Annotated in this window: 22 protein-coding genes; 20 read left to right on the forward strand and 2 right to left on the reverse strand. The window is 46.5% G+C overall.

Going from position 1 to position 25,364, the window contains the following annotated elements; translation table 11 throughout:
- Window positions 1-6: 6 nt before the first annotated feature.
- The 16 genes from O3620_RS07635 to thrC all read left to right on the forward strand — a co-directional run bounded on the left by O3620_RS07635 (window position 7) and on the right by thrC (window position 16,622).
- On the forward strand, window positions 7-1,545 hold the full coding sequence (locus O3620_RS07635) for a sodium:solute symporter (RefSeq protein WP_371601605.1): 1,539 nt from the start codon (window positions 7-9) through the stop codon (window positions 1,543-1,545).
- Window positions 1,545-1,997 carry a YhcH/YjgK/YiaL family protein gene (locus O3620_RS07640; RefSeq protein ID WP_371601606.1) on the forward strand — a complete coding sequence of 151 codons (453 nt, stop codon included), beginning with the start codon at window positions 1,545-1,547 and terminating at the stop codon, window positions 1,995-1,997. Before O3620_RS07635 ends, O3620_RS07640 begins: the two co-directional genes overlap by 1 nt.
- A gap of 180 nt (window positions 1,998-2,177) precedes the next feature.
- Window positions 2,178-3,020 (forward strand): MurR/RpiR family transcriptional regulator, encoded by an 843-nt coding sequence (locus O3620_RS07645; protein ID WP_371601607.1) that lies wholly within the window; start codon window positions 2,178-2,180, stop codon window positions 3,018-3,020.
- The gene (locus O3620_RS07650; protein ID WP_371601608.1) at window positions 3,017-3,913 is read left to right on the forward strand and encodes an ROK family protein; all 897 of its coding nucleotides are present in this window, start codon (window positions 3,017-3,019) and stop codon (window positions 3,911-3,913) included. Before O3620_RS07645 ends, O3620_RS07650 begins: the two co-directional genes overlap by 4 nt.
- Before the next feature lie 151 nt (window positions 3,914-4,064).
- Window positions 4,065-4,388, forward strand: a complete 324-nt coding sequence (locus O3620_RS07655; RefSeq protein WP_227965192.1) for a hypothetical protein — start codon at window positions 4,065-4,067, stop codon at window positions 4,386-4,388.
- Window positions 4,378-6,333: a V-type ATP synthase subunit I gene (locus tag O3620_RS07660; RefSeq protein WP_371601609.1), complete on the forward strand. Its 1,956-nt coding sequence runs from the start codon at window positions 4,378-4,380 to the stop codon at window positions 6,331-6,333. Before O3620_RS07655 ends, O3620_RS07660 begins: the two co-directional genes overlap by 11 nt.
- Before the next feature lie 132 nt (window positions 6,334-6,465).
- The gene (locus tag O3620_RS07665) at window positions 6,466-6,945 is read left to right on the forward strand and encodes a V-type ATP synthase subunit K (protein WP_002898768.1); all 480 of its coding nucleotides are present in this window, start codon (window positions 6,466-6,468) and stop codon (window positions 6,943-6,945) included.
- A 10-nt stretch (window positions 6,946-6,955) separates the two neighbouring features.
- Window positions 6,956-7,546 (forward strand): hypothetical protein, encoded by a 591-nt coding sequence (locus O3620_RS07670; protein ID WP_371601610.1) that lies wholly within the window; start codon window positions 6,956-6,958, stop codon window positions 7,544-7,546.
- Window positions 7,547-7,556: 10 nt separating this feature from the next.
- Window positions 7,557-8,570 (forward strand): V-type ATPase subunit, encoded by a 1,014-nt coding sequence (locus O3620_RS07675; protein ID WP_371601611.1) that lies wholly within the window; start codon window positions 7,557-7,559, stop codon window positions 8,568-8,570.
- The gene (locus O3620_RS07680) at window positions 8,557-8,877 is read left to right on the forward strand and encodes a V-type ATP synthase subunit F (RefSeq protein ID WP_002894448.1); all 321 of its coding nucleotides are present in this window, start codon (window positions 8,557-8,559) and stop codon (window positions 8,875-8,877) included. The genes O3620_RS07675 and O3620_RS07680 overlap by 14 nt, the downstream gene beginning before the upstream one ends.
- A gap of 7 nt (window positions 8,878-8,884) precedes the next feature.
- Entirely contained in the window at window positions 8,885-9,580 is a 696-nt protein-coding gene (locus tag O3620_RS07685) for a GNAT family N-acetyltransferase (protein WP_371601612.1), read from the forward strand.
- Between the two features lie 121 nt (window positions 9,581-9,701).
- On the forward strand, window positions 9,702-11,492 hold the full coding sequence (locus O3620_RS07690) for a V-type ATP synthase subunit A (protein ID WP_371601613.1): 1,791 nt from the start codon (window positions 9,702-9,704) through the stop codon (window positions 11,490-11,492).
- Window positions 11,479-12,873 carry a V-type ATP synthase subunit B gene (locus tag O3620_RS07695; RefSeq protein WP_002902006.1) on the forward strand — a complete coding sequence of 465 codons (1,395 nt, stop codon included), beginning with the start codon at window positions 11,479-11,481 and terminating at the stop codon, window positions 12,871-12,873. Before O3620_RS07690 ends, O3620_RS07695 begins: the two co-directional genes overlap by 14 nt.
- Window positions 12,870-13,493 (forward strand): V-type ATP synthase subunit D, encoded by a 624-nt coding sequence (locus O3620_RS07700; protein WP_002902008.1) that lies wholly within the window; start codon window positions 12,870-12,872, stop codon window positions 13,491-13,493. Before O3620_RS07695 ends, O3620_RS07700 begins: the two co-directional genes overlap by 4 nt.
- A 434-nt stretch (window positions 13,494-13,927) precedes the next feature.
- Window positions 13,928-15,025, forward strand: coding sequence for a LysM peptidoglycan-binding domain-containing protein (locus O3620_RS07705; protein ID WP_371601614.1), 1,098 nt, complete (start codon window positions 13,928-13,930; stop codon window positions 15,023-15,025).
- A gap of 112 nt (window positions 15,026-15,137) precedes the next feature.
- Complete coding sequence (gene thrC / locus O3620_RS07710) at window positions 15,138-16,622, forward strand: threonine synthase (RefSeq protein WP_371601615.1); 1,485 nt, start codon at window positions 15,138-15,140, stop codon at window positions 16,620-16,622.
- A 43-nt stretch (window positions 16,623-16,665) separates the two neighbouring features.
- Here the strand turns inward: thrC and pulA are convergent, their stop codons facing one another.
- Together pulA and O3620_RS07720 are read right to left on the reverse strand one after the other, a co-directional pair.
- A complete protein-coding gene (pulA, locus tag O3620_RS07715) occupies window positions 16,666-18,741 on the reverse strand; it encodes a type I pullulanase (protein ID WP_371601616.1) in 2,076 nt (691 codons plus the stop codon).
- A 117-nt stretch (window positions 18,742-18,858) separates the two neighbouring features.
- Window positions 18,859-19,842, reverse strand: coding sequence for a LacI family DNA-binding transcriptional regulator (locus tag O3620_RS07720; RefSeq protein WP_371601617.1), 984 nt, complete (start codon window positions 19,840-19,842; stop codon window positions 18,859-18,861).
- Between the two features lie 437 nt (window positions 19,843-20,279).
- Between O3620_RS07720 and malQ the strand changes: the two genes are divergently transcribed.
- From malQ to nrdI, 4 genes are all read left to right on the forward strand, one after another.
- Entirely contained in the window at window positions 20,280-21,791 is a 1,512-nt protein-coding gene (malQ, locus tag O3620_RS07725) for a 4-alpha-glucanotransferase (protein ID WP_060976508.1), read from the forward strand.
- Between the two features lie 32 nt (window positions 21,792-21,823).
- Window positions 21,824-24,085 (forward strand): glycogen/starch/alpha-glucan family phosphorylase, encoded by a 2,262-nt coding sequence (gene glgP, locus O3620_RS07730; protein ID WP_002907715.1) that lies wholly within the window; start codon window positions 21,824-21,826, stop codon window positions 24,083-24,085.
- A gap of 178 nt (window positions 24,086-24,263) precedes the next feature.
- Complete coding sequence (locus O3620_RS07735; RefSeq protein WP_002907716.1) at window positions 24,264-24,782, forward strand: hypothetical protein; 519 nt, start codon at window positions 24,264-24,266, stop codon at window positions 24,780-24,782.
- 62 nt (window positions 24,783-24,844) lie between these two features.
- Window positions 24,845-25,333, forward strand: a complete 489-nt coding sequence (gene nrdI, locus O3620_RS07740) for a class Ib ribonucleoside-diphosphate reductase assembly flavoprotein NrdI (RefSeq protein ID WP_371601618.1) — start codon at window positions 24,845-24,847, stop codon at window positions 25,331-25,333.
- Window positions 25,334-25,364 lie beyond the last annotated feature (31 nt).

Raw genomic sequence — 25,364 nt, forward strand, 5'->3', positions numbered from 1 at the left:
AATTCTATGGGAAATGTTGGTTTTACCACAATCGATATGATTATCCTGATTGTGTATTTACTAGTTGTTCTGGTAGCAGGTTTGCTGTTCTCGAAAAAGGAGATGCAGGGTAAAGAGTTCTTTAAAGGTGATGGAACGGTGCCTTGGTATGTAACATCTGTTTCCATTTTTGCTACATTGCTAAGTCCGATTTCCTTTATGACACTGGCGGGGAACTCTTATGCAGGGACTTGGCTGCTCTGGTTTGCCCAGTTGGGTATGATTTTTGCCATTCCTGTGGCTATTCGTTTCTTCTTGCCGATTTATGCACGTCTAGATATTGATACAGCCTATGACTACCTGCAAAAACGTTTTGGTTCTAAGGCCTTGCGAGCTTTGTCAGCTGTCTTCTTCATCATCTATCAAATCGGCCGCATGTCCATCATTATGTATCTACCTTCAGTGGCTCTGGCTACTCTGACGAAGATTGATGTCAATATCTTGATTATCGCGATGGGTGCGATTGCCATTGTTTACTCCTATACCGGTGGTGTCAAGTCAGTTCTGTGGACAGACTTTATCCAAGGTTCAGTACTCTTGATTGGTACAGTTATAGGGCTTTTCTTCCTGATTGCTAATCTCAAGGGTGGCTTTGGCGATATTGCTAGTGAGCTGGCCAGCGGTAAATTTATCTCAGGAAATGAAACTATTTTCAATCCTAACTTGCTGAAAGATTCTATTTTCCTAATTATCTTGGGATCTGGTATCAATACCCTGTCCTCTTATGTATCTTCGCAAGATATCGTTCAGCGCTTTACGACAACTCAGAATGTGAAGAAACTCAATAAAATGATGTTTACGAATGGAGTTTTGTCAATCTTTATCGCTTCTGTCTTTTATCTGATTGGTACAGGTTTATACGTCTATTATCAAGTACAGCATCCAGGCAGTGAGGGCAGCTCTATTCCTCAAGACCAGATCTTCACTTACTTTATCGCCTATGGTCTTCCAGTTGGAGTGACCGGTGTTCTGATTGCAGCCATTTATGCGGCGGCTCAGTCTACTATTTCTACGGGTCTTAATTCTGTAGCGACTTCTTGGACTCTGGATATTCAAGATGTTGTATCCAGGAATCTGGATGACAAGAAGCGAACAAAAATTGCTCAATATGTTTCTCTAGGTGTAGGAGTCTTCTCTACCGTAGTTTCAATCGTGATGGCTCATACAGGCATTACATCGGCCTATGTTTGGTTTAATGGCTTTATGGGCTTGGTACTAGGTGTCTTGGGTGGAATCTTTATTCTGGGAATCTTCACCAAGCGTGCCAACCTCAAGGGAGCTTATGCGGCTATGATTGCTTCTAGTATTGTCTTGTTAGTCATCAAGTACGCTCTGCCAGCAGAAGCGGTGAGTATCTGGGCTTATTCATTGATTTCAATTGTTGTTTCCTTGATTGTAGGCTATGTGGTTTCCGTCTTAACTGGCGGCAAGGCTGCGCCAGAGAATACAACAGTTTACGATATTGCAAGTATTCATGCAGATAAATCATGGGAGGTAAGGCACTAATGGAACTAGTTCAATATAAAGGAGCAGCTGTTGAGAGAGACATTCAGCATCCTGCCTTAAAAAAAGTCTTAGAATTTTTACAGACACATGATGTCAGCCAAGATGAAAAGGGCAATCACCCTGTGTCTGATGATTTCTTTTACAATGTTATTGAAATGACGACTACGACCGACGATGAACGGGTCTGGGAAAGTCATAGGGAATTTTACGATGTGCATCTGATTTTTGAAGGACGGGAGCGCATCCACTATAACTTTTTGTCCAATATGGAAGAAGGGGATTATGATGCGGAGGGAGACTGGCAGCAGATGTCCGGCCAAGCCTTGTTTGACCTGATATTGACTCCTGGCAGCTTGCTCTTGCTGGATCCTAATGACGCCCATAAGACTGGACTGATCGCTGAAGAAGCCGACCCCATCCGTAAGGTTGTCTTTAAAGTAAAAATTGTATAAAAGGCTGCGGGCGGGATGAGAAAGACAGATTGTTCTTAACATGCTGCCCCAGCTTTTTTAGTCAGTTTTGAGCTTTGTTTTTTGCTGCAAGTCTCTAAGGGAGACTGAGCCAGCAAGCGTTGGAATTACTTTTTAGAAAGTGGTACAATAAAGAAAATAGTTGCAGGAGGAAAATGTCTGATGCTTTCTTTGGAAAAAAACATTCTGCCAGTGATTGAGTCTGTATACGGCAGTCTGACACACCTGGAAAAGAAGATTGCAGATTATTTTCTGTCTGATGAGGCACTGACAGCTGATCTATCGGCTCAGGCGGTGTCTCAGAAGCTCTATGTCTCTGTGCCTTCTCTGACTCGCTTCGCCAAAAAATGTGGCTTTTCAGGCTACCGGCAGTTTATCTTTGAATTTCAGGAATCCAGCTCAGAAAGTAAAAATGTCAGTAGGGATTTGACGAGAAATGTCTTGTCTGATTATGGCGAATTGCTCAATAAGACTTTTTCCTTGATTGACGAAGAACAGTTCCTGCGCGTGGGGGATATGCTCAACAATGCTGGTCGAGTCTATATCTACGGGCAGGGGAGTTCAGGCTTAGTGGCTCGGGAAATGGAGTTTCGCTTCATGCGGTTGGGAATGGTTTGTAAGGCCATTACGGACGACCATATGATTCGGGTGAATAGAGTCATGCTGGATCCGGACTGTCTGGTTATTGGCATTTCCATATCTGGCGAGACTAAAATTATCACGCAGGCTATTCAGAATGCCAAAAAAGTCGGAGCCAAGACTGTGCTGGTAACTTCCAATAACAGCGACGACTTGAGGCAGCAGTGTGATGAACTGGTCCTAGTAGCTGTCAAGAAGCACTTGGCACAGGGCAATAATATCTCTCCTCAGTTTCCGGTTTTAGTTGTGATGGACATTTTCTATGCCTATTATATGGATTTAGACCGAGATCATCGCAGCCAAATCTTTACAAATACACTTTCAGCTTTAGAAGAAAATCAAGAAGAGAAGGAGCATGAATCGTGAATATTGTTGGAATAGATATCGGTGGGACAACGATTAAAGCAGATCTCTATCAGTCTGATGGACGTAGTCTAAATCAATTTCGAGAAGTCGCCACTGAGATTGACTTTGAAAAGAAAACGAATCAGATTTTAGAGCAGGTTTGCCAGCTAATAGCATTTTATAAGGAGAAGTTTGAGCTAGATGGAGTAGCGATTTCATCTGCTGGTGTAGTTGACAGTCAAGCAGGGAAAATTAGTTACGCAGGCTATACCATTCCAGGCTATATTGGGACAGATTTCCGTAGTCGGATTTTAAAAGAATTTGGTTTACCGATTGCGATTGAAAATGATGTTAATTGTGCTGCTCTTGGTGAAGCTTGGCTAGGCGCTGCCAAAGGTCATGCTTCTGCAGTTATGATTACTGTCGGTACAGGCATTGGCGGCGGCATTATCTATGATGGAAAAATTGTCAATGGATCCACTTATACTGCTGGTGAGGTAGGCTATCTGCCCATGGAAGATGGACAGGACTGGCAATCCTTGGCCTCAACAAGTGCCTTGTTAGCATTATACAGCCAAAAGACAGGTGAGCAAGGCCATACTGGGCGTAGCTTTTTTGCGGCGGTAGACCAAGGAGATAAGCTGGCGCAGGAAACACTTGATATATTCTTGGGTCGCCTAGCTAAAGGTCTTTTAACCCTGTCCTATATTCTAAATCCAGAGGTGTTGATTGTCGGTGGCGGCATATTAGCTCGTTCTGAGCTTATTCTGCCACGTCTTGAAAGTCTGATGAAGCAGCAAGTAGTAGATTCGCGCTTTTTGCCTAAAAACTTGGTGGCGGCAGTCCTAGGGAATGAAGCCGGGCGATTAGGCGCTGTTCGACATTTTCTCAATCAGGAGAAAAACTCTGTTTGAAAAAGATGTTTTCAGAAAGAATATGTTATAATTTATGCAAGTACGAAGCTGTATTCCAGAAGATGAGTTTGCCAGATGGTTCGACAGTCAGCCAGGAATGCAGATTTTAAAATCCGTTTTCGAAGGTTTTTGAAAACGAGGGGGTGAATAGATGGCCAATGAAACACTTGAAAAAATGCAGGAAATTGAAACTGCTGCAGAAGAAGTTTTGATGGGCTACAGGACGCAGGCTCAGGAGCTGCGGCAGCAGGTAGATGAAAATCTCAGGCAGCTGGGGCTGACCTATGACGATGAAACGCAGAAGCTGGCAGAGGAATTAACCGCTAGTTCCCAGCAAAAGTTGGTGCTCCTGCAGCAAGAACTGGAGCAGACAACCCAGCAAAATGAGGACAAGGTTGAGGCTGCGCTGACGGATAAAAAAGCAGACTTGGCGCGAGCCATTGTAGAGAAGGTGGTAGAAGCCTATGGCCATTAGTCAAATGCGGCAGTTGTCTCTGCTCCTGCCCAAGGAACTGCTGGATCAGCTTCTCTTTTACCTACAGGGTTTAGAGTCGGTTCAGATTCATGACTTGCGGCAGGAAGAGGACTGGCAGGCAGCCTTTGAGCAGGCTTTAGTCGGCCAGCCGGATCAGCAGTTATCTCAGCAGGATTTGCTCAGTCGTCAGGAAAAGCTCGAGAGACTGATTGCAGAGCTGGAGCCTTTTATGTCCAAAAAGAAACTGCTGGAAGCCTTAAAAGAAGAACCTTTGGAATTATCCTTTGCTGCTTTAGAGCAGGCAGGGAAGGCTCGTGATGAGGTGGCGCTGTTAGAAGGAATCAGCAAACAGCTCAAGGTCTTGCAAGAAGCCAAAGCTCAGATAGAAGCTGACTGCTTGGAAGTGGCTGCGCTGGAGAAGTGGGAGCCGTTGGAGCTAACACCGCAAGCAGCTGCGACTTTCAGTCATCTGGGAGCGTTGATCGGGACAATTCCCAATACAGACGACGATGCTCTGCGCTTGGCTCTGGGAGCACATCCTGACCTGAAGTTTCAGGAAGTCTTTACCGATGATACGGAGCATGGGGTTCTTATTTTTTACAAGACAGGCTCTCTGGAAGATGTTCGCAAAATCTTGAAAGAGTATGGCTTTAAGCCTTTTGAGTATGACCACGCGGAACTGCCTGTTGAGCGGTTAGCCCAGCTTAAGGCAAATATTCGACAGCAGGAGGCGGTGGCAGATGCTATGACTAAGAGTCTGGCAGCTTCTAAGAACGAGTTGGATCAGCTCAAGGTTCAGCTGGACTATCTCTGCAATCTCTCCTCTCGTCAAGAAAGTAAGAATCAGTTAGCCAGCACGCAAAATCTAGCAGCCTTGGAAGGCTGGATCGAAAGTAATCAAGTTCAAGCTCTTGAGGCTTGCTTGACAGAGCAGTTTGGCCAGAGCATTCTCATCCAGACCAGAGAAATCCGAGAGGACGAGGAAGATAAGGTTCCGACCAAGCTTAAAAACAATGCCTTGGTGGAGCCCTTCGAGCTAGTGACGGAGATGTATTCCCTGCCTAAGTATGGTGATAAGGATCCAACCCCTGTCGTTTCTCTATTTTATTTTGTATTCTTTGGCATGATGGTTGCCGACATTGGCTACGGCCTTTTGCTCTTTGTGGGCACCAGCCTGGCGCTGCACTTCTTGCATGTCAAGCCGGGATTGGCTAAGAATCTGCGATTCTTCCGCCTGCTGGGTGTGGCAGTCATCATCTGGGGACTGGTTTATGGCTCTTTCTTTGGATTTGAACTGCCCTTTGCTCTGATTAGCACCAGCTCAGACGCCATGACGATTCTGGTTATTTCTGTTGTCTTTGGCTTTGTTACAGTGCTGGCGGGCCTTTTCCTCAGCGGTCTGAAAAATATCCGCCTCAAGGATTATGCAGAAGCTTATAATACAGGCTTTGCTTGGGTGCTGATTTTGCTGGGGCTGCTACTCTTGGCCTTGGGAAATTTCTTCCCATCCTTGGCCTTTGCAGCAACGATTGGTCAGTGGCTGGCCATCATCAATGCTCTGGGTATACTGGCAGTATCCATTGTCAGTACTAAGAGCTTGGCAGGATTGGGGTCAGGTCTCTTTAATCTCTACAATGTTAGCGGCTATGTAGGAGACCTTGTCAGCTTTACACGGCTGATGGCTCTGGGACTTTCTGGGGCCAGCATTGGCTCGGCTTTTAACTTGATTGTCAGCCTCTTTCCACCTGTCGCTCGCTTTAGCATTGGCATTCTGCTCTTTATTGCCCTGCATTTGGTCAATATGTTTCTATCTTTTCTGTCCGGTTATGTGCACGGAGCGCGTTTGATTTTCGTGGAATTCTTCGGGAAATTTTACGATGGTGGCGGCAAGCCTTTCACTCCGCTCAAGCCTAGTGAGAAATACGTCCAGCAAAGCAAGAAATAAAGATTAGGAACTAGGGTAAGAGATGAGAAACTCGTCTTTATAAAAACACTTTCTAAAACATCAAAACAAGCAACATTCATTCAACTAGCTGTTGGTTTTACGACAATTACAGCATTTTCATAGGAGTAAATCATGGAACATTTAGCATCATATTTTGGAACTTATGGCGGCGCCTTTTTTGCAGGTCTGGGAGTAGCTTTGGCGGTCTTTCTCAGCGGAATGGGCTCAGCTCTGGGTGTTGGAAGTACGGGTCAGGCAGCAGCAGCCCTCTTGAAAGAACAGCCGGAAAAATTCGCTCAAGCTTTGATTTTGCAGCTTTTGCCAGGTACCCAAGGTCTCTATGGCTTTGTTATCGGGATTACCGTCTTCTTTAATATCAAGCCAGAATTGGCTCTGCAATCAGGCGTGGCTTATTTTCTAGCCGCTTTGCCAGTTGCGATTGTTGGTTACTTTTCAGCCAAGCATCAAGGTCGAGTAGCAACCGCTGGTATTCAGATTTTGGCCAAGCGACCAGAAGAGGTCATGAAAGGGGTAATCCTAGCGGCCATGGTTGAAACCTATGCCATCTTGGCCTTCGTTGTTTCCTTCATCATGGTTCTGAATGTGAAGTAAGGAGGCTTTTATGTCTGACATATCAGATCTCAAAGCTTCTGTCTTGGATCAGGCTCACGAGAAGGGGCGTTTGCTTTTGGCCGAGGCTACTGAGAAAATAGAACAGGAAGCCAAGGAACGTGAGGCCCAGCTGGTTCGGCAAAAGCTTGGACAGCGAGAGCAGCAACTGAAAGAAATCAGCCGGCGCAGTCAGCGCGATATTCAGCAGTTGGAAAATCAAAAGCGCCAGTCTACTCTGGTCATCAAGCAGCGGGTTCTCAGAGAGCTTTTTGAGGAATCTTATGCTCAGATGGCGGCTTGGTCACCAGCTGAAGAAGAGCAGTTTCTAAAGAGTGTCCTGGCTAAATACCCAGAGGAAGAATTGACACTGGCTTTCGGTGCTCTGTCAGCTGAGAAATTCAGCTCCAGCCAGTTAGAAGACTTGAAAAAAGCCTTTCCGCAAGTACACTTTTCAGACCAGTCCATAGCCGGTCAGGCAGGCTTTGTGCTGAGCCAAGGACGGGTGGATGATAGTTATCTCTATCGTGACTTGCTGGACTCAGTCTGGCAGGAGGAAAGCTACCGTCTGGCTCAGGACATTTTCAAAGACCAGGCAGAATAGGAGGCGGACCATGAGTGAAACAAGCTTCTCTCAAGTCAATACAGCCATTAGTGTACAGGAGGCTTCCTTTTTGACGCCCCAGCAATATGATCAGTTGCTGCAGGCTGACGATCCTGCCAGCCGTTCGGCTCTTCTGCAGGGAACGGTCTACTCCATGGATGCTGAAGCTATCAAGGATCTCAATGCCATTGAGCAAGTATTGATGAAGCATTTGTATTCCGTTTATAATTGGGCGCTTGAGATCAGTCCTAGTAAGGAGCTGGTGGAGATTTTTACGCTCCGCTACACCTACCACAATCTCAAAGTTTTTCTTAAAGGTCGGGCGACAGGTCAGTCCTTGGAGCGGTTGTTGATGCCGGTGGGGACCTATTCGCTGGAGGTTTTGGAGCACTTGGTCATGGCCTTTTCGGCTGAGTATTGTCCAGATTTTATGCTGGACGAGGTGCTTGCGACCTGGCAGGAATACCAGGATTATCAGGATGTGCGCGTGCTGGAGATTGGCATGGACATGGCTTATTTCCAGCATCTCAAGCGCCTGACACAGGTGTTGGAAGATGACCGCTTGCTGCAGCTGGTGAATCTGACTATTGATTTTTACAATGCCATCACCGTTAAGCGGGCTGTTGACTTGGGAAAACCGCGCAGCTTTATGAGGCAGCTCCTGTCTGATGAAGGGAGCCTCTCTGCTGCCAACTGGATTGCCATGGCAGAGCAGGGAGATTTCTTGACTTGGTTTAGCCAGGTCAATCCCTGTGGTTACGATCTGGATCTGCGCTCCTATGAGGAAAAAATGCGGAACCAGACCTTGACGACAGTAGAGTTAGAATATCTAGCGGACCTCTTGCAGGCTAAGTTGCTTGCGGCTGGTCAGTTTGAGACAGATGGCCCGCTCCCTCTGGCCCGCTATCTGCTGGGCAAGGAGCTGGAAGTCAAGAATCTGCGGCTGATTTTGACAGGTATGGACAATCAGCTGCCGGTAGAGCTTATCAGAGAAAGGATGCGACCGATTTATGGACAAGACTAGCTACAAGATTGCTGTCGTGGGGAATCGCGATACTATTCTCCCGTTTAAGCTGATTGGTTTTCAGACCTTTCCGGTTAAGGAAGCTCAGGAGACGGTCAATACCCTGCGTCGGCTAGCCCGTGAAGATTTCGGCATTATCTATCTGACGGAGGATATGGCCGCGGATATTCCAGAAACCCTGGCTTACTACGACCAGCTGGAGATTCCTGCTCTTGTGCTCATTCCTACCCATAAGGGGAGCACGGGACTGGCTCTTTCGCGGATTCATGAAAATGTCGAAAAGGCTGTCGGACAAGATATATTGTGAGGTTTTTATGCGAATCAATCAACTAGGTCAGCCCATTGGGGATGCTCTGCCGGATTTTCAGCCGGGGGACTTGCCTAATCTGGAGCGAATCGAAGGTCAGTATGTTATTATCGAGCGTTTGTCCAAGGACAAGCATGGAGCCGATTTATACGAAGTGTATGGACCGGATTCTCCTGCGGACATGTGGACCTATCTCTTTCAAACTCCTGCTCAAAGTCAGGCAGAATGGTCCCAGAAGCTAGATCAGATGCTGGCAGCACAGGACCGTTTTCACTATGCGATTGTGGACAAGGAGAGCGGAAAGGCTCTGGGAACTTTTGCCTTGATGAGGATTGACCGAAATAACCGCGTTATCGAAGTGGGAGCTGTGACCTATTCGCCCAAGCTGAAGCGTACTAGACTGGCTACGGAAGCTCAGTACTTGCTGGCACGCTATGTCTTTGAAGAGCTGGAGTATCGCCGCTATGAATGGAAATGCGATGCCCTCAATCAGCCGTCAAGGCGGGCAGCAGAGCGGCTTGGTTTCACCTATGAAGGCAGGTTTCGTCAGGCGGTAGTCTATAAGGGGCGCAACCGAGATACTGACTGGCTGTCTATGATTGACAAGGATTGGCCGGCCGTCAAGAGCCGTCTAGAAAAATGGCTAAGCCCAGACAATTTCGACAAAAAGGGCCAGCAAATAAAAGCCTTATCTGATTTTTAAAATAAAAAGTAACAATAATACTCTTTGGAAATGAAATTCAAACTAGGTCTGTATCTAACTTAGTTTGAGCTTTGATTTTCATTGAGAAGGAACAAAAATCTCCCAAGAATGGAGGAAGATTGTGAGTCAAGGAAAGATTATCAAAGTTTCTGGTCCTCTGGTGCTGGCATCAGGGATGCAGGAAGCGAATATTCAGGATATCTGCCGGGTTGGCGATTTGGGGCTGATCGGTGAAATTATCGAAATGCGGCGGGACCAAGCTTCTATTCAGGTTTATGAGGAAACTTCTGGCTTGGGGCCGGGAGAGCCGGTCATTACGACGGGAAGTCCTCTGTCCGTTGAGCTGGGTCCAGGTCTGATTTCTCAGATGTTTGACGGGATTCAGCGGCCTTTGGAGCGCTTCCAGACCATCACGGAGAGCGACTTCCTCGTCCGCGGTGTCCAACTGCCAAATCTAGACCGGGAGGCTAAGTGGGATTTCGTTCCAAGTCTGTCTGTCGGAGATGCGGTTGAGGCAGGCGATATTCTGGGAACAGTGCAGGAGACCAATCTGGTGGAGCACCGCATCATGGTACCAGTCGGCGTCAGTGGACGCTTGGCTAATATCTCAGCTGGCAGTTTCACTGTTGAAGAAACTGTTTACGAGATTGAGCAGGCGGACGGGTCTGTTTTTAAAGGGACTCTGATGCAAATATGGCCAGTCCGTCGTGGGCGCCCTTTTGCTCAGAAGCTGATTCCAGTTGAGCCTTTGGTGACAGGTCAGCGGGTCATCGATACCTTCTTCCCAGTGACCAAGGGTGGGGCAGCTGCTGTACCAGGACCATTCGGAGCCGGTAAGACTGTCGTTCAGCACCAAGTAGCCAAGTTTGCCAATGTTGATATCGTTATCTATGTCGGCTGCGGTGAGCGTGGCAATGAGATGACCGACGTACTCAATGAATTTCCAGAACTAATTGACCCAGCAACTGGCCAGTCCATCATGCAGCGGACGGTGCTGATTGCCAACACCTCCAATATGCCGGTGGCGGCTCGGGAGGCATCAATTTACACTGGGATTACTATCGCAGAATACTTCCGTGACATGGGCTACTCCGTGGCCATCATGGCGGACTCTACCTCTCGCTGGGCAGAAGCCCTGCGGGAAATGTCCGGCCGTCTGGAAGAAATGCCGGGTGACGAAGGCTATCCAGCCTATCTCGGCAGCCGGATTGCTGAGTATTACGAGAGGGCAGGCCGGGTCAAGACGCTCGGTTCAACTGCGCGTGAAGGCTCTATAACCGCTATCGGGGCCGTATCACCTCCAGGTGGAGATATTTCTGAGCCGGTGACGCAAAATACCCTGCGGATTGTCAAGGTATTCTGGGGCTTGGATGCCCAGCTGGCTCAACGTCGGCATTTTCCAGCTATCAACTGGCTGAGCTCTTACTCGCTCTATCTAGACGAAGTGGGAGCCTATATCGACCAGCATGAGAAGATTGCTTGGGCAGAAAAGGTGACCAAGGCCATGAATATCCTGCAAAAGGAAAGCGAACTGCAAGAAATCGTGCGTTTGGTGGGCTTGGATTCCTTGTCTGAAAAGGATCGACTGACCATGAATGCAGCCAAGATGATTCGTGAGGACTACCTGCAGCAGAATGCCTTTGATGATGTGGACACCTATACTTCTTTCAAAAAACAGGTGGCTTTATTAAGCAATATCCTGACCTTCGATGCGGAGGCCAATCGTGCCTTGGAGCTGGGAGCTTATTTCCGGGAAATCATGGAAGGAACAGTGGAGCTACGTGACCGAATTGCCCGCAGCAAGTTTATCCATGAAGACCAGTTGGAAAAAATTCAAGCCCTCAGTCAGACTATCGAGGAAACCCTGCACCAGATTCTTGCCCAAGGAGGACTAGACAATGAGCGTCATTAAAGAATACCGCACCGTTAGTGAAGTTGTCGGCCCTCTGATGATTGTCGACCAAGTCGCTGGCGTGCATTTCAATGAATTGGTAGAAATCCAGCTGCATGATGGCAGCAAGCGTCAGGGCCAGGTTCTGGAAGTCCAAGAAGACAAGGCTATGGTCCAGCTTTTTGAGGGATCAAGCGGTATCAATCTGGAAAAAGCTAAGGTCCGCTTTACGGGCCGTCCGCTAGAGCTGCCAGTGTCAGAAGACATGGTAGGCCGGATTTTCAATGGCATGGGCAAGCCAATTGATGGCGGCCCAGCTATCTTGCCAGAAAAATATCTGGATATTGACGGTCAAGCCATCAATCCAGTAGCTCGCGACTATCCGGATGAGTTTATCCAGACCGGTATTTCAGCCATCGACCACCTCAATACCTTGGTTCGGGGACAAAAATTGCCAGTATTTTCTGGCTCTGGTCTGCCCCACAAGGAATTAGCTGCTCAAATCGCCCGTCAGGCTACCGTGCTTAACTCTGACGAAAACTTCGCCGTGGTCTTTGCGGCCATGGGGATTACCTTTGAAGAAGCCGAGTTTTTCATGAATGACCTCCGGGAGACGGGAGCCATTGACCGCTCGGTGCTCTTTATCAATCTAGCTAATGACCCAGCTATCGAGCGGATTGCAACGCCGCGGATTGCCCTGACAGCAGCCGAGTACCTGGCTTATGAAAAGGACATGCACGTTCTGGTCATCATGACTGACATGACCAACTACTGTGAGGCCCTGCGGGAAGTTTCCGCAGCTCGTCGTGAAGTGCCGGGCCGCCGTGGGTATCCGGGTTACCTCTATACTAACCTATCCACCCTTTATGAGCGGGCTGGACGTCTGGTCGGCAAGAAAGGCTCTGTGACGCAGATTCCGATCCTGTCCATGCCAGAGGATGACATTACCCATCCGATTCCAGACTTGACAGGTTATATTACGGAAGGTCAGATTATCCTTTCGCGCGACCTTTACAACAGTGGCTATCGTCCGCCTATCAATGTCCTGCCATCTCTGTCCCGTCTCAAGGACAAGGGTTCAGGTGAGGGCAAGACTAGGGGAGACCATGCCGCAACTATGAACCAATTATTCGCCGCCTATGCGCAAGGCAAGCAGGCCAAGGAGCTGGCTGTCGTTCTGGGGGAATCCGCCCTGTCCGAAACGGACAAGCTCTATGTACGCTTTACCGACCGCTTCGAGCAGGAATACATCAATCAAGGTTTCCAGACCAATCGAACCATTGAGGAAAGCTTGGATCTAGGCTGGGAACTCCTGTCCATCTTACCTAGAACGGAGCTTAAGCGGATCAAGGACGATATGATTGACCAATACCTGCCGCAGACCAAGGAGGAAGAAAGATGACACGACTCAATGTCAAGCCGACTCGGATGGAGCTGAATAACTTAAAAGCCCGTCTCAAAACGGCTGTCCGTGGGCATAAACTGCTCAAGGATAAGCGGGATGAGCTGATGCGGCGCTTCATTGAGTCTGTCCGTGAGAACAATCAGCTCCGCCAAAAGGTCGAATCCGCTCTGGTTGGCCACCTGCAGGACTTTGTCATGGCCAAGGCGCTGGAGAGCGACCTCATGGTCGAGGAGATTTTTGCTGTGCCCACGCGGGAGGTCAATCTGCATGTGGAGACTGAGAATATCATGAGTGTGCGCGTGCCCAAGATGTACGCCCATATTGACAATCCGCATACTGATGACGAGGGAGACGTGGTTTATAGCTATGTGGCGTCTAACAGCCAGATGGATGAAACCATTGAAAGTATGAGCGATCTGCTTCCTGACCTGCTGCGACTGGCTGAAATTGAGAAAAGCTGTCAGCTTATGGCGGATGAAATCGAGAAAACCCGCCGTCGGGTCAACGGACTAGAATATGCTACCATCCCTGACCTCAAAGAAACCATCTACTACATCGAGATGAAGCTGGAAGAAGCCGAACGGGCCAGCCTCGTCCGAATGATGAAGGTGAAGTAAGATGTGGAGGCGTTAAAAAACGACTGAAAAATAGGAACTGGACGATGGATTCGATGAATCCGAGCCAGTTCTCTTTTTTCCGAGTTTTTAGCCGAAGCTCGATTTAGCTGAGCTAACCCAGAGTGAATAGATATATTCACAGCAAAAATAGACGAAGAAGCGATAGCTTCTAGGGATTTTCTCTTTTTTGCCAAGAGCTTAGGTCGGGTTTAGTTTATCAGAGTAGAAAAAATTCAAATAAGCCCAAAAGAAAAACAGAACCTCTCTAAACGAGGTTCTTTTGCTTGTTGCCTGTTTTTATATGTTACAAAAAAATCTCCATATTACAAAGGGCGGACAGTTTTGTTAAATAGGTCGAAAAAGCCTTTTTTCTTAGAAGATTTATGGTAAGATGGTTTTCGTATCATGAATGATTAGGAAGGTGCATTTTGCATATGAAAATGAATAAGAAATTACTTTTGGCTTCAACTGTTGCTTTGTCAGCATTGCCTTTGTTGACAACGCGAGCTGAGGAGCAGCCACAAAACTGGACTGCCAGAACAGTTGAGCAAATTAAAGCGGATATTACGAGCAATGAAAATCAACAAACGTACACTGTTCAATATGGAGACACTTTAGGCAACATCGCTCAAGCGATGAACATTGACCTTGTTGACTTGGCTAAAATCAACCAAATTGCCAATGCTGACTTGATTTTCCCAGGTACTGTTTTGACTATTACAACAAATGGGCACAACGAAATTACCTCTGTAGAAATCCAAAGCTACCAAGCAGGCAATAATGCAGGTTTGGTAACGGAAGATTATACAGCAAGTGAGATTTTTGGTACTGAACAAGCCGCTCCAGCGGCACCGGCTCAAACAGCAGAAACTCCAGCTCCGGCTGTTGAGGAAGCTGTTGCAGCTCCAGCAGACCAAGCACCAGCGCCTGCTGAAGAAGCTCCTGCCCCAGTAGCAGAAGTTGCAAGTGAAGCAGCCCCAGCTGCGGAAGCAAATGCAGCCGATCCTGTAGAGGCAGCACCGCAGCCAGCAGTTGCTGCAAGTTCAGAAGCTCCAGCAGAGGCGGCTCCAGAAGCTACTGAATTAGGCCAAGACCAAGTCAGTCAAGCAACTGCCGCTGTTGAGCCAACAACTTACAATGCTCCAGCTGTAACAGATGCTGCTAGCGTGACGACTAACAATCCTGCTAATGAAGGTCTTCAGCCACAGACTGCTGCTCTGAAAGAAGAGATAGCAGCTAAATATGGCATTACAGAATTTAGTCTTTACCGTCCAGGTGATAGTGGTGACCATGGTAAAGGCTTGGCGGCTGACTTTATCGTTGGTGAGAATACTGAATTAGGAAACCAAGTCGCAGCCGATGTTACTTCTAACATGACTGAAAGAGGAATCTCTTACGTTATCTGGCAGCAACAGTTCTATGCACCATTTGAAAGCATTTATGGACCAGCTAATACTTGGAACCAAATGCCAGACCGTGGCAGTGTAACTGAAAACCATTACGACCACGTTCACGTATCTATGAATGAATAAGATGAACACAAGCCCAGAAATGGGCTTTTTCTTATATTCTCTGTGAAAAAGCGAGAATTTTCTGATAAATTTTGGTATAATAAAGCGAACTACAGATAAAGGATGAGAGAGAATGACCTTAGTTTATCAATCAACACGCGATGAAAAGAATAAAGTAACAGCCAGCCAGGCGATTCTGCAAGGCTTGGCAACAGACGGCGGGCTCTTTACGCCCATTACCTATCCGCAGGTCGATTTGGACTTTGCCAAGCTCAAAGACGCTTCTTATCAGGAAGTAGCCAAGCTGGTTTTGTCTGCTTTTTTGGATGATTTTTCTGAAGCAGAGCTGGACTACTGTATTAACCATGCCTACGACAGCAAGTTTGATGATGCGGCTATTGCTCCCTTGGTCAAGCTGGATGGTCAGTACAATCTAGAGCTTTTCCACGGAGCGACCATTGCCTTCAAGGACATGGCTTTGTCCATCTTGCCTCACCTGATGACAACCGCAGCTAAAAAGCACGGTTTGGAAAACAAAATTGTCATTTTGACAGCGACTTCTGGTGACACAGGCAAGGCGGCTATGGCAGGTTTTGCGGATGTTCCTGGGACTGAGATTATCGTCTTTTATCCGAAAGACGGTGTCAGCAAGGTCCAAGAGCTGCAAATGACGACGCAGACAGGTGCCAATACGCATGTGGTGGCCATTGACGGCAACTTTGATGATGCCCAGACCAATGTCAAGCACATGTTCAACGACACAGACCTACGAGCTCGTCTTCTGGAGCACAAACTTCAGTTTTCATCAGCCAACTCCATGAATATCGGCCGTTTGGTGCCGCAGATTGTTTACTATGTCTATGCCTATGCTCAGCTGGTGAAGACAGGAGAAATCACAGCAGGAGACAAGGTCAACTTTACCGTTCCGACAGGGAACTTTGGCAATATCTTGGCGGCCTACTATGCCAAGCAAATCGGTCTGCCAGTTGGCAAGCTAATCTGTGCATCGAATGAGAACAATGTCCTGACAGACTTCTTCAAGACTCAGGTTTATGACAAGAAGCGGAGCTTTAAGGTGACGTCTAGTCCGTCCATGGATATTCTGGTTTCCTCTAACTTGGAGCGTTTGATTTTCCATCTGTCTGGTAACAGCGCTGAGAAAACAGCTGCTTTGATGGCGGCTCTGAATGAGCATGGACAGTATGAACTGACGGACTTTGATGCTGAGATTTTAGAGCTCTTTGCGGCTGACTATGCGACAGAAGAAGAGACAGCTGCTGAAATCAAGCGGGTCTATCAAGCATCTGACTACATCGAAGACCCTCATACTGCCGTTGCGTCTGCTGTCTATCAAAAATATCTGGCAGAGACAGGGGATCAGCGCAAGACTGTTATCGCGTCTACCGCTAGTCCCTATAAATTCCCAGTTGTAGCCGTTGAAGCTGTGACTGATCAAACAGGACTCAGTGACTTTGAGGCTTTGAAGCAACTGCACGAACTTTCTGGCGTAGCCTTGCCACCAGCTGTGGATGGCTTAGAAACAGCACCGGTTCGCCACAAAACGACGGTCGCTGCAGACCAAATGCAGGCAGCAGTCGAGGATTATTTGGGATTGTAAAAAATAAAAACATCAGCTTATTCATTGGCTGATGTTTTATAATCTATTTCAACACAATCAACTGTTTGCCAGCTAGGCTGTAACTGTCAGCTAGCGGTGCGATTGGTTTTTGGGCATCAATGGCTGGGTATTGGAGGTGTAGCTTTTGCTTGTTTTTGTTTTCGTAGACAGCCTCTTGGTTGCCAAAGTTGATGACGATAGTCATGCTCTCCTTGCTGTCTTGAATCTTGTACTCCAATAAACTGTCTGTCAGCCAGTTGACCTGACAGGCTTGCTTGATGGCGGTGCTGGTCTTTAGATGCAGCAGCGGATGTGCCCTGCGAAAGGCAATCAGCTGTTTAACAAAAGCAATGTCCTCTGTATAATGCAGGGAGCGCAGCCAGTCTAGCTTATTGATTTCGTCGGGCATATTGTAGGTGTTGTCAATCAGATTTTTAGTCCGGAAAAATTCCTGACCGCTATGGATAAAGGGCACACCTTGGGCCAGCAGGACGAGGTGGAGGGCCAGCCGCGAATTGGCCAGCCGATCCCGCAGGGTGATAGCAGGATTGACGATATCAAAGTAATCAAAAACTGTTGCATTATCATGGCACTCGACATAATTAATGGCCTGCTGGGGCGCTGTGAAGTGGGGCTCGCCTTTTAGACCGATATTGGCTGTCAGGACGTTTTCAAGCTGACTGGCAGGAGTCTTGCTCTCGATTTGCCGGCCTTGGGCGATGGTCTGCTTGAGACTGTCGCGGAAATTGTCGCTGAAAAATCCATAATCTGGCAGTTGGGCAGCATTGTACTGATGGGCCAATCGCTCACTTGCCAGTCCAGTGTCCATCTGCCAGCCTTCACCGTAGAGATAGATGTTAGGATAGAGTGCCTTGAGCTCGTCGACTATCTGCTGCATGGTTTGGATATCTAAAATCCCCATTAGATCAAAGCGGAAACCGTCAAAGCCATAGAGACTGACCCATTGCTTGACCGATTGCTTGATATAACGGCGGGCCATGGCCTTCTCACTGGCTACATCATTGCCGCAGAAAGTCCCGTTGGTCCGGTAGCCCATGTCATTGAGTCGGAAAAAATAGCCGGGCACAATTTTTTCAAAAGCATAGCTGTTGGCATCATAGACATGATTGTAGACCACGTCCATGATGACGCTGAGATCAGCATTGTGGAAGGCAGTAATGGCCGCCTGTAGCTCTATGATACGGGCATAGGGGTCTCGTGGGTCGCTGGCAAAACTGCCGTCTGGGACATTGTACTGGACAGGATCGTAGCCCCAGTTGTAGACGAGCTCAGGATGCTTTTCATCAACGCTGCCAAAATCGTAGACAGGCAGAAGCTGCACGTGGCTGATACCTAGCTCTTTCAGATAGTCCAGACCAAACTTCTGACCGTGAACGACTGGAGATTCGCTCAGCGAGGCAAACTTCCCAGGATAGGAGAAACCAGCTTCTTTCTGCATAGAAAAATCGCGGACGCTCATTTCATAAATGACGGCTTCTGTCGGATTCAGCTGTGTTTTTGCTCGTTTGATAGGCTTTTTAATCTTTTCTAAATCAATGACATAGCTGTTGCCCGAATTGACATCTGAGGATAGGGCGTAGGGATCATGGACTTCAATCCACTTGCCATTGATCTTATGGAGATAAGAATAGGAGGCTCCCTCTAAATCTCCTTCAATCCGAGTATGCCAGACTCCCCTATCCAGACGTTTGAGATGGTGAACCTGGTCTTTCAGATGCAGGAGGACTTTTTCGGAAATAGGTGCCCAGAGTCTGAAATCGGTGGCTTGGGGACTGTATTGAGCTCCTAAATCGTCGCCTGCATAATCAAAAATCTCATCGAAAATAGGCTTTTTCACGATATGGCGGTACTGCAGGTCAGTATGGTTGCGGTCTTGGTCATAGACCTTGTAGGATTGCGTCAGGTCAATGGGCTCATTAGCCGACACGGTATAGATAATCCGCTCTTCCTGATTGTTGATGTTTTTGATGGTTAAAGGGCTGGAGCTGTGCTTGTCTTCCAGTGTAAAGTGGATGGAATAGGCATCAAAGCTCTTTTCCAGTTCGATGGTGATGATGTTTTCGTCATCTAAATAGGCTTGAAAAATACGAAAGGCCATGTTTTTCCTCTTTCTTTGTCAGTTTCTCTTCGGGTAATTGTTTTGAGTTTAGGGCTCTGCTCTGGTTGGGACAAGGCCGATATGTGAATCGTTGATGAATGAGCAAAAGCATTCGGATTAGCGAGTGCTGATGCTATGCGGAATCAGCTGGCGATAGCAGATTTGCTTGTCTTCTTTATTGTCCTTGATGATTTGGAAGAGGGTCCGGAAAGACTCTTTCCCAAGCTCGAGGGCATTGATATCAATATAGGCATCCACATCGATGCGCGGTTTGATAGAGTCAAAGGTGATAATGGGAATCTGGTAGTCCTGATCTTTGAGATAGTGCAGGGCTCCTTCTGCTACCAAGGTATCAGAGGTTACGATAGCTTCAATCTCATTCAGCGGCAGCTCCTCCATAATCTTGTAACTGTTGTCTTCCAGAAGGAAACCGAAGGCAAATTTGATAATACGTTCATCCAAAGGCCGGTCTGCTTCATTCAGAGCTTGCTTGTAGCCTGTGTAACGATCTTGAGAAACGACCAACTCCTTATTCCCGGCCAGAAAGGCGATTTTTCGATAGCCCTTGTCTAGGAAATATCTGGTCGCGTCGTAGCCAGCCTTGATATTGTCGTTGTCCACTAGAGAGATGAAAGGTGAGACAGCTTTCCCTAGGATCAGGAAGGGGAAGTTGTTCCTGACTGCAAAGTCGACCAAAGGATCGTCTTGCTTAGAATAAAGGAAGATCAGCCCGTCTACTCGCTTGCCTAAAATCATCTGCTTCAGATTTTCCAAGCGGTGCTCTTCATCTTGCCCGGTGCTGATTTGGATGGCATAGTCATAGTCAGAAGCAATCTGAGAAATCCCCCGCAATACAGTTGGGAAGAAAGGGTTTTGATAGAAGACATCTGAGTCGTCCGGCAGGACCAAGCCGATGACCTGGCTGGACTGGCTGACCAGACTTCTGGCATTGAGGTTGGGATGATAGTCCAGCTCCTTCATAGCAGCACGGACCCGTTTTTTGGTTTCTTCACTGATGGTTGATTTGTTTTGCACGACGCGGGTCACAGTAGAGGGCGACACGCCTGCTAGTTTTGCGACTTCTTTGATAGTAACTCGCATAAAAACCTCCTAAAGGCCTGCATTTGCTGGAAATCCTTTCTATAACATCAACTATTTTAAACCCACTAGTAGAAGCACTTGCTTTCTAAGAGTCATGCAAACCTGTGCCAAAAATAGCTAGCAGCGACAGTGATTTTGTCTAACTATTATGGTCAAAAAAGCAAGTATAAAGCAGTTTCTCAGTAAACGCAAACGTTTTCTGTTTGTAAGAACATTTTAACACAAAAAGAGAACGCTTGCAAGAAGAGAAAAACGGCAAATAATTGGGGCTGTAAGAGAGTCCTAAAAGAGCATTATATCCATTAATCAATAAATTGAAAAAAATCTCAAAAACCCCTTGCACTAAAAAAAAAAATAGGTTATAATCAAGTCGACGCAAACGTTTGCATTAAGTAAAAATGAAAAGGCGTAGAGGAAAAAAATAACGAGGTGACAAAATGAAAAAACGTCAAAGCGGCGTGCTCATGCACATTTCATCCCTTCCGGGCAAGTACGGTATCGGATCTTTTGGCCAAAGTGCTTATGATTTTGTAGACTTCTTGGTTCGCACCAAGCAGCGCTATTGGCAGATTTTGCCACTGGGAACGACCAGTTATGGTGATTCTCCTTATCAGTCTTTCTCTGCTTTCGCGGGGAATACCTACTTTATCGATTTTGACATTCTGATAGAAGAAGGTTTGCTGAACGAGGCAGATGTCAAGGGAGCTGATTTCGGAGATGATCCTAGAAAAGTGGATTATGCAAAGATTTTCGATGCTCGCCGTCCAATTATGGAAAAAGCAGTAGCTCGCTTCTTGAAAGCAGACGATTTGTCTGACTATGAGAGCTTTGTAGAGCAAAATGCAGCTTGGTTGGAAGTTTTCGCTGAGTACATGGCTATCAAGGAACATTTTGATAATCTAGCTTGGACAGAGTGGCCGGATGAAGCTATTCGTCGCCGTGAGGCTGCTAGTCTCGCTTCATACCGTGAGAATCTGGCTGACAAGCTGGCCTACCATCGTGTAACCCAGTATCTCTTCTTTAAGCAGTGGTTAAGATTAAAAGCCTATGCTAATGAACATCACATCGAGATTGTCGGAGATATGCCAATCTATGTGGCAGCTGATAGTGCTGATGTGTGGGCACAGCCGCACTTCTTTAAGACAGATGCTGTTGGTAAGCCGACTTGTGTGGCAGGCTGTCCGCCAGATGAATTTTCAGAAACTGGTCAGCTTTGGGGCAATCCTATCTATGACTGGGAAGCGATGGATAAGGATGGTTATGCTTGGTGGATTGAACGCCTGCGTGAAAGCTTCAAGATTTACGACATTGTTCGTATCGACCACTTCCGCGGCTTTGAGTCTTACTGGGAAGTACCTGCTGGCTCAGAAACATCTGCTTCTGGTAAGTGGGTCAAAGGTCCAGACTACAAGCTCTTTGCAGCGGTTAAGGAAGCCTTGGGTGATTTGAATATCATCGCAGAAGATCTGGGCTTTATGACGGACGAAGTGATCGAGCTGCGCGAGCGCACTGGTTTCCCAGGAATGAAGATCTTGCAATTCGCCTTCAATCCTGATGATGAAAGCATCGACAGCCCGCATCTGGCGCCAAACAACTCAGTCATGTATACAGGAACCCATGATAACAATACTGTTTTGGGCTGGTACAAGGATGAGATTGACGACGCTACTCGCCAGTACATGGCACAGTACACCAACCGTAAGGAGTACGAAACAGTACCTCATGCAATGCTGCGTACAATCTTTGCTTCAGTCAGCTTTATGGCCATTGCGACCATGCAAGACTTGCTGGAATTAGACAGTGCAGCACGGATGAACTATCCATCCACAATTGGTGGCAACTGGACTTGGCGGATGACAGCTGAAGAGCTGAATCCAATCGTCGAAGGTGAGCTTTACAGCTTGACCAAGACTTACCGTCGTATGAATACCGATTTAATTAACAAATAAAGAACAGCTAACTAGACTTGAAAGGAGTAATCATGTCAAACTTACAAACTTATATCAAAAATACTTATTCAAAAAATCTTGCTGATTGCAGCAACGAAGAACTCTATCTGGCTCTTTTAAACTACACTAAATTAGCCAGCGCTCAAAAGCCGGTCAACACTGGTAAGAAAAAACTCTACTACATCTCAGCTGAATTCCTGATTGGTAAACTCTTGTCTAACAACTTGATCAACCTTGGACTTTACGATGATGTGAAGCAAGAATTGGCAGATGCTGGTAAAGACTTGATCGAGGTAGAAGAAGTTGAGTTGGAGCCGTCTCTGGGTAACGGAGGTTTGGGACGTTTGGCTGCCTGCTTCTTAGACTCTATTGCGACCTTGGGTCTTAATGGTGATGGTGTAGGACTGAACTACCACTTTGGTCTCTTCCAACAGGTTTTGAAAAACAACGAACAGACAACAATTCCTAACTTCTGGCTGACTGAGCAAAACTGGTTGGTTCGCTCTAGCCGCAGCTACCAAGTGCCATTTGCTCACTTCACTTTGACATCTACTCTTTATGATATTGATGTGCCAGGCTACAAGACAGAAACTAAGAACCGTCTTCGTCTCTTTGATTTGGACTCAGTGGATGCGGATATCATCACAGACGGTATTGACTTTGATAAGACAGATATTGCCCGCAACTTGACCCTCTTCCTCTATCCAGATGATAGTGACAAGCAAGGGGAATTGCTCCGTATCTTCCAACAGTATTTCATGGTTTCAAATGGTGCTCAGCTGATTATTGACGAAGCGATTGAAAAAGGCAGCAACCTGCATGATTTGGCAGACTACGCTGTCATCCAAATCAATGATACCCACCCATCTCTGGTTATCCCAGAAATGATTCGTCTCTTGACAGAGCGTGGTTTGGATCTGGATGAAGCAATTGCCATCGTACAGAAGATGACTGCTTATACAAATCACACGATTCTGGCAGAAGCTCTTGAAAAATGGCCTCTGGAATTCTTGAAAGAAGTAGTGCCGCATCTGGTACCAATCATCAAAGAGCTTGACAAGCGCGTGAAAGCTAAATACGCAGATCCAGCAGTGCAAATCATTGATGAGCACGATCGTGTGCACATGGCTCACATGGATATCCACTACGGATACAGTGTCAATGGGGTTGCTGCTCTGCATACAGAAATCCTGAAAAACTCTGAGCTTAAAGCCTTCTACGATATCTACCCTGAAAAATTCAATAACAAGACCAACGGTATTACTTTCCGCCGCTGGCTCATGCATGCCAACCCGCGTCTGTCTCATTATCTGGATGAGTTGCTGGGCCGCGACTGGCACCATGACGCAACTAAGCTCGAAGGCTTGTTGGAATTCACTGGCGCTGCAAATGTTAAAGAAAAATTGGAAGGTATCAAGGCTCACAACAAGCGTAAATTGGCTCGTCACTTGAAGGAAGCACAAGGTGTGGAAATCAATCCAGACTCTATCTTTGATATCCAAATCAAGCGTCTGCATGAGTATAAGCGCCAACAAATGAACGCTTTGTACGTTATCCACAAGTATCTGGACATCAAGGCTGGTAACATCCCTGCTCGTCCAATCACTGTCTTCTTCGGTGGTAAGGCTGCTCCTGCTTATACAATTGCACAGGACATCATTCACCTTATCCTTTGCTTGTCAGAAGTGATTGCTAATGACCCTCAAGTGGCTCCACACCTGCAAGTAGTTATGGTAGAAAACTACAATGTTACAGCATCTAGCTTCTTGATTGCGGCGGGTGATATTTCTGAGCAGATTTCCCTGGCCTCTAAGGAAGCATCTGGTACTGGTAACATGAAGTTCATGCTTAACGGTGCCTTGACTCTTGGTACTATGGACGGAGCGAACGTTGAGATTGCAGAGTTGGTCGGCGAAGACAACATCTACATCTTCGGTGAAGATTCTGAGACTGTTATTGACCTCTACGCAAAATCTGCTTACAAGTCTAGTGAGTACTATGCGCGCGAAGCTATCAAGCCATTGGTTGACTTTATCGTCAGCGATGAAGTATTGGCAGTTGGTAAAGCTGAACGCTTGAAACGTCTTTACAATGAACTGATCACCAAGGACTGGTTCATGACCTTGCTGGATCTGGAAGACTATATCCAAGTGAAAGAGCGTATGCTGGCTGACTATGAAGACCGCGATGCTTGGATGGACAAAGTCATCGTCAATATCGCCAAAGCTGGCTTCTTCTCATCCGACCGTACTATCGCTCAATACGAAGAAGAAGTATGGCACTTGAATAGCTAATATTCTTTGAATCAAAAAAGCCGAGACAGCAGTGTTTCGGCTTTGATTTTTTAGTCGAAGAAATGAATGAGGATTTAGCTGTTGTGCGGGCTTCTGAAAAGGTGAAAGCTTCTTGGTCTTGTCAGCTTTTTCTTTTCGGTGTATAATAAGTGAAAATATTTCTTTACAGGAGGCGTTCATGAAAAAGAAACCAATTTATCTTTATGTTTTGCTGGTCTTGTCAGCAATCGGAACTTTACTGGGAGTATGGAGCCGTTTTTTCTCAAAGTTTTCTGAGGTAGATTATACACAAATCGGTTTCTCAAAAGAATTGAGTGATCAGACAAATCAGTTTAATAAACTTTATTTTGAATTTCTTCGTAATGGAATGAATATGATGATTTTTTTCGTTATGACGGCTCTGTTAATAGCATCTATCGTCTTTTTGGTTAGAAAAAATCTGCAGATGGCTAATATTAGCTATATCGTTTATATACTAGTCAGTTTGTTATCTCAAGTTTACGTCTATATTTCATCGAAAGGGATTGTTGGCAAGGTATTTACAAGCCCTGAGAACATTGCAACGCATTCAAACAGTCTTCTTTTAGGAACAGTGCTGGGCTTTATTATCAGTTTAATTTATCTTTCCATCGTCGTCTTTAAGCTAATCCAGCAGCAAAAAGAGGCTGAAAAAGCGGAACTAGCTGCAAAGGAATAAGATTTGACAAATAACAGATAAGTGCTTACAATTTTAAGAAGCAATATCTGTTATTTTTTAGAATGGAGAATAAAATGACAAAGGTTTCCTTGGTTTACATCAGCTTGAGCGGCAATACAGAGAGTTTTGTCCGACGGCTGACAGACTATTTACTGGAGCAGCATCCAAGCCTAGAAGTAGAGAAGATTCATATCAAAGACATGGTAAAGGAAGGGCAGCCCTTTTTTGAAATGGACAATCCTTTTATCGCTTTTCTGCCGACTTATTTGGAGGGTGGCAATGGTGTGGACAATGGCGATGTAGAAATTCTGACAACTGATGTGGGGGATTTTATCGCCTATGGTCAAAATGCTAGCAAGTGTCTGGGTGTCATTGGCAGTGGCAATCGTAACTTTAACAACCAATACTGTCTGACAGCCAAGCAATATTCAGAGCGCTTCGGATTTCCGGTTTTGGCTGATTTTGAAATGCGTGGCATGTTGGGAGACATTAAGAAAGTTGCGGGGATTATTGAGGAGCTCTATCATATTGAAAAAAACGAAAACCAGTGAGGTTTTCGTTTTTTGATGTTCTAAATCAAGC

The organism is Streptococcus sp. 27098_8_134, from assembly GCF_041431675.1.
GTDB classification, from domain to species: Bacteria; Bacillota; Bacilli; order Lactobacillales; family Streptococcaceae; genus Streptococcus; species Streptococcus sanguinis_R.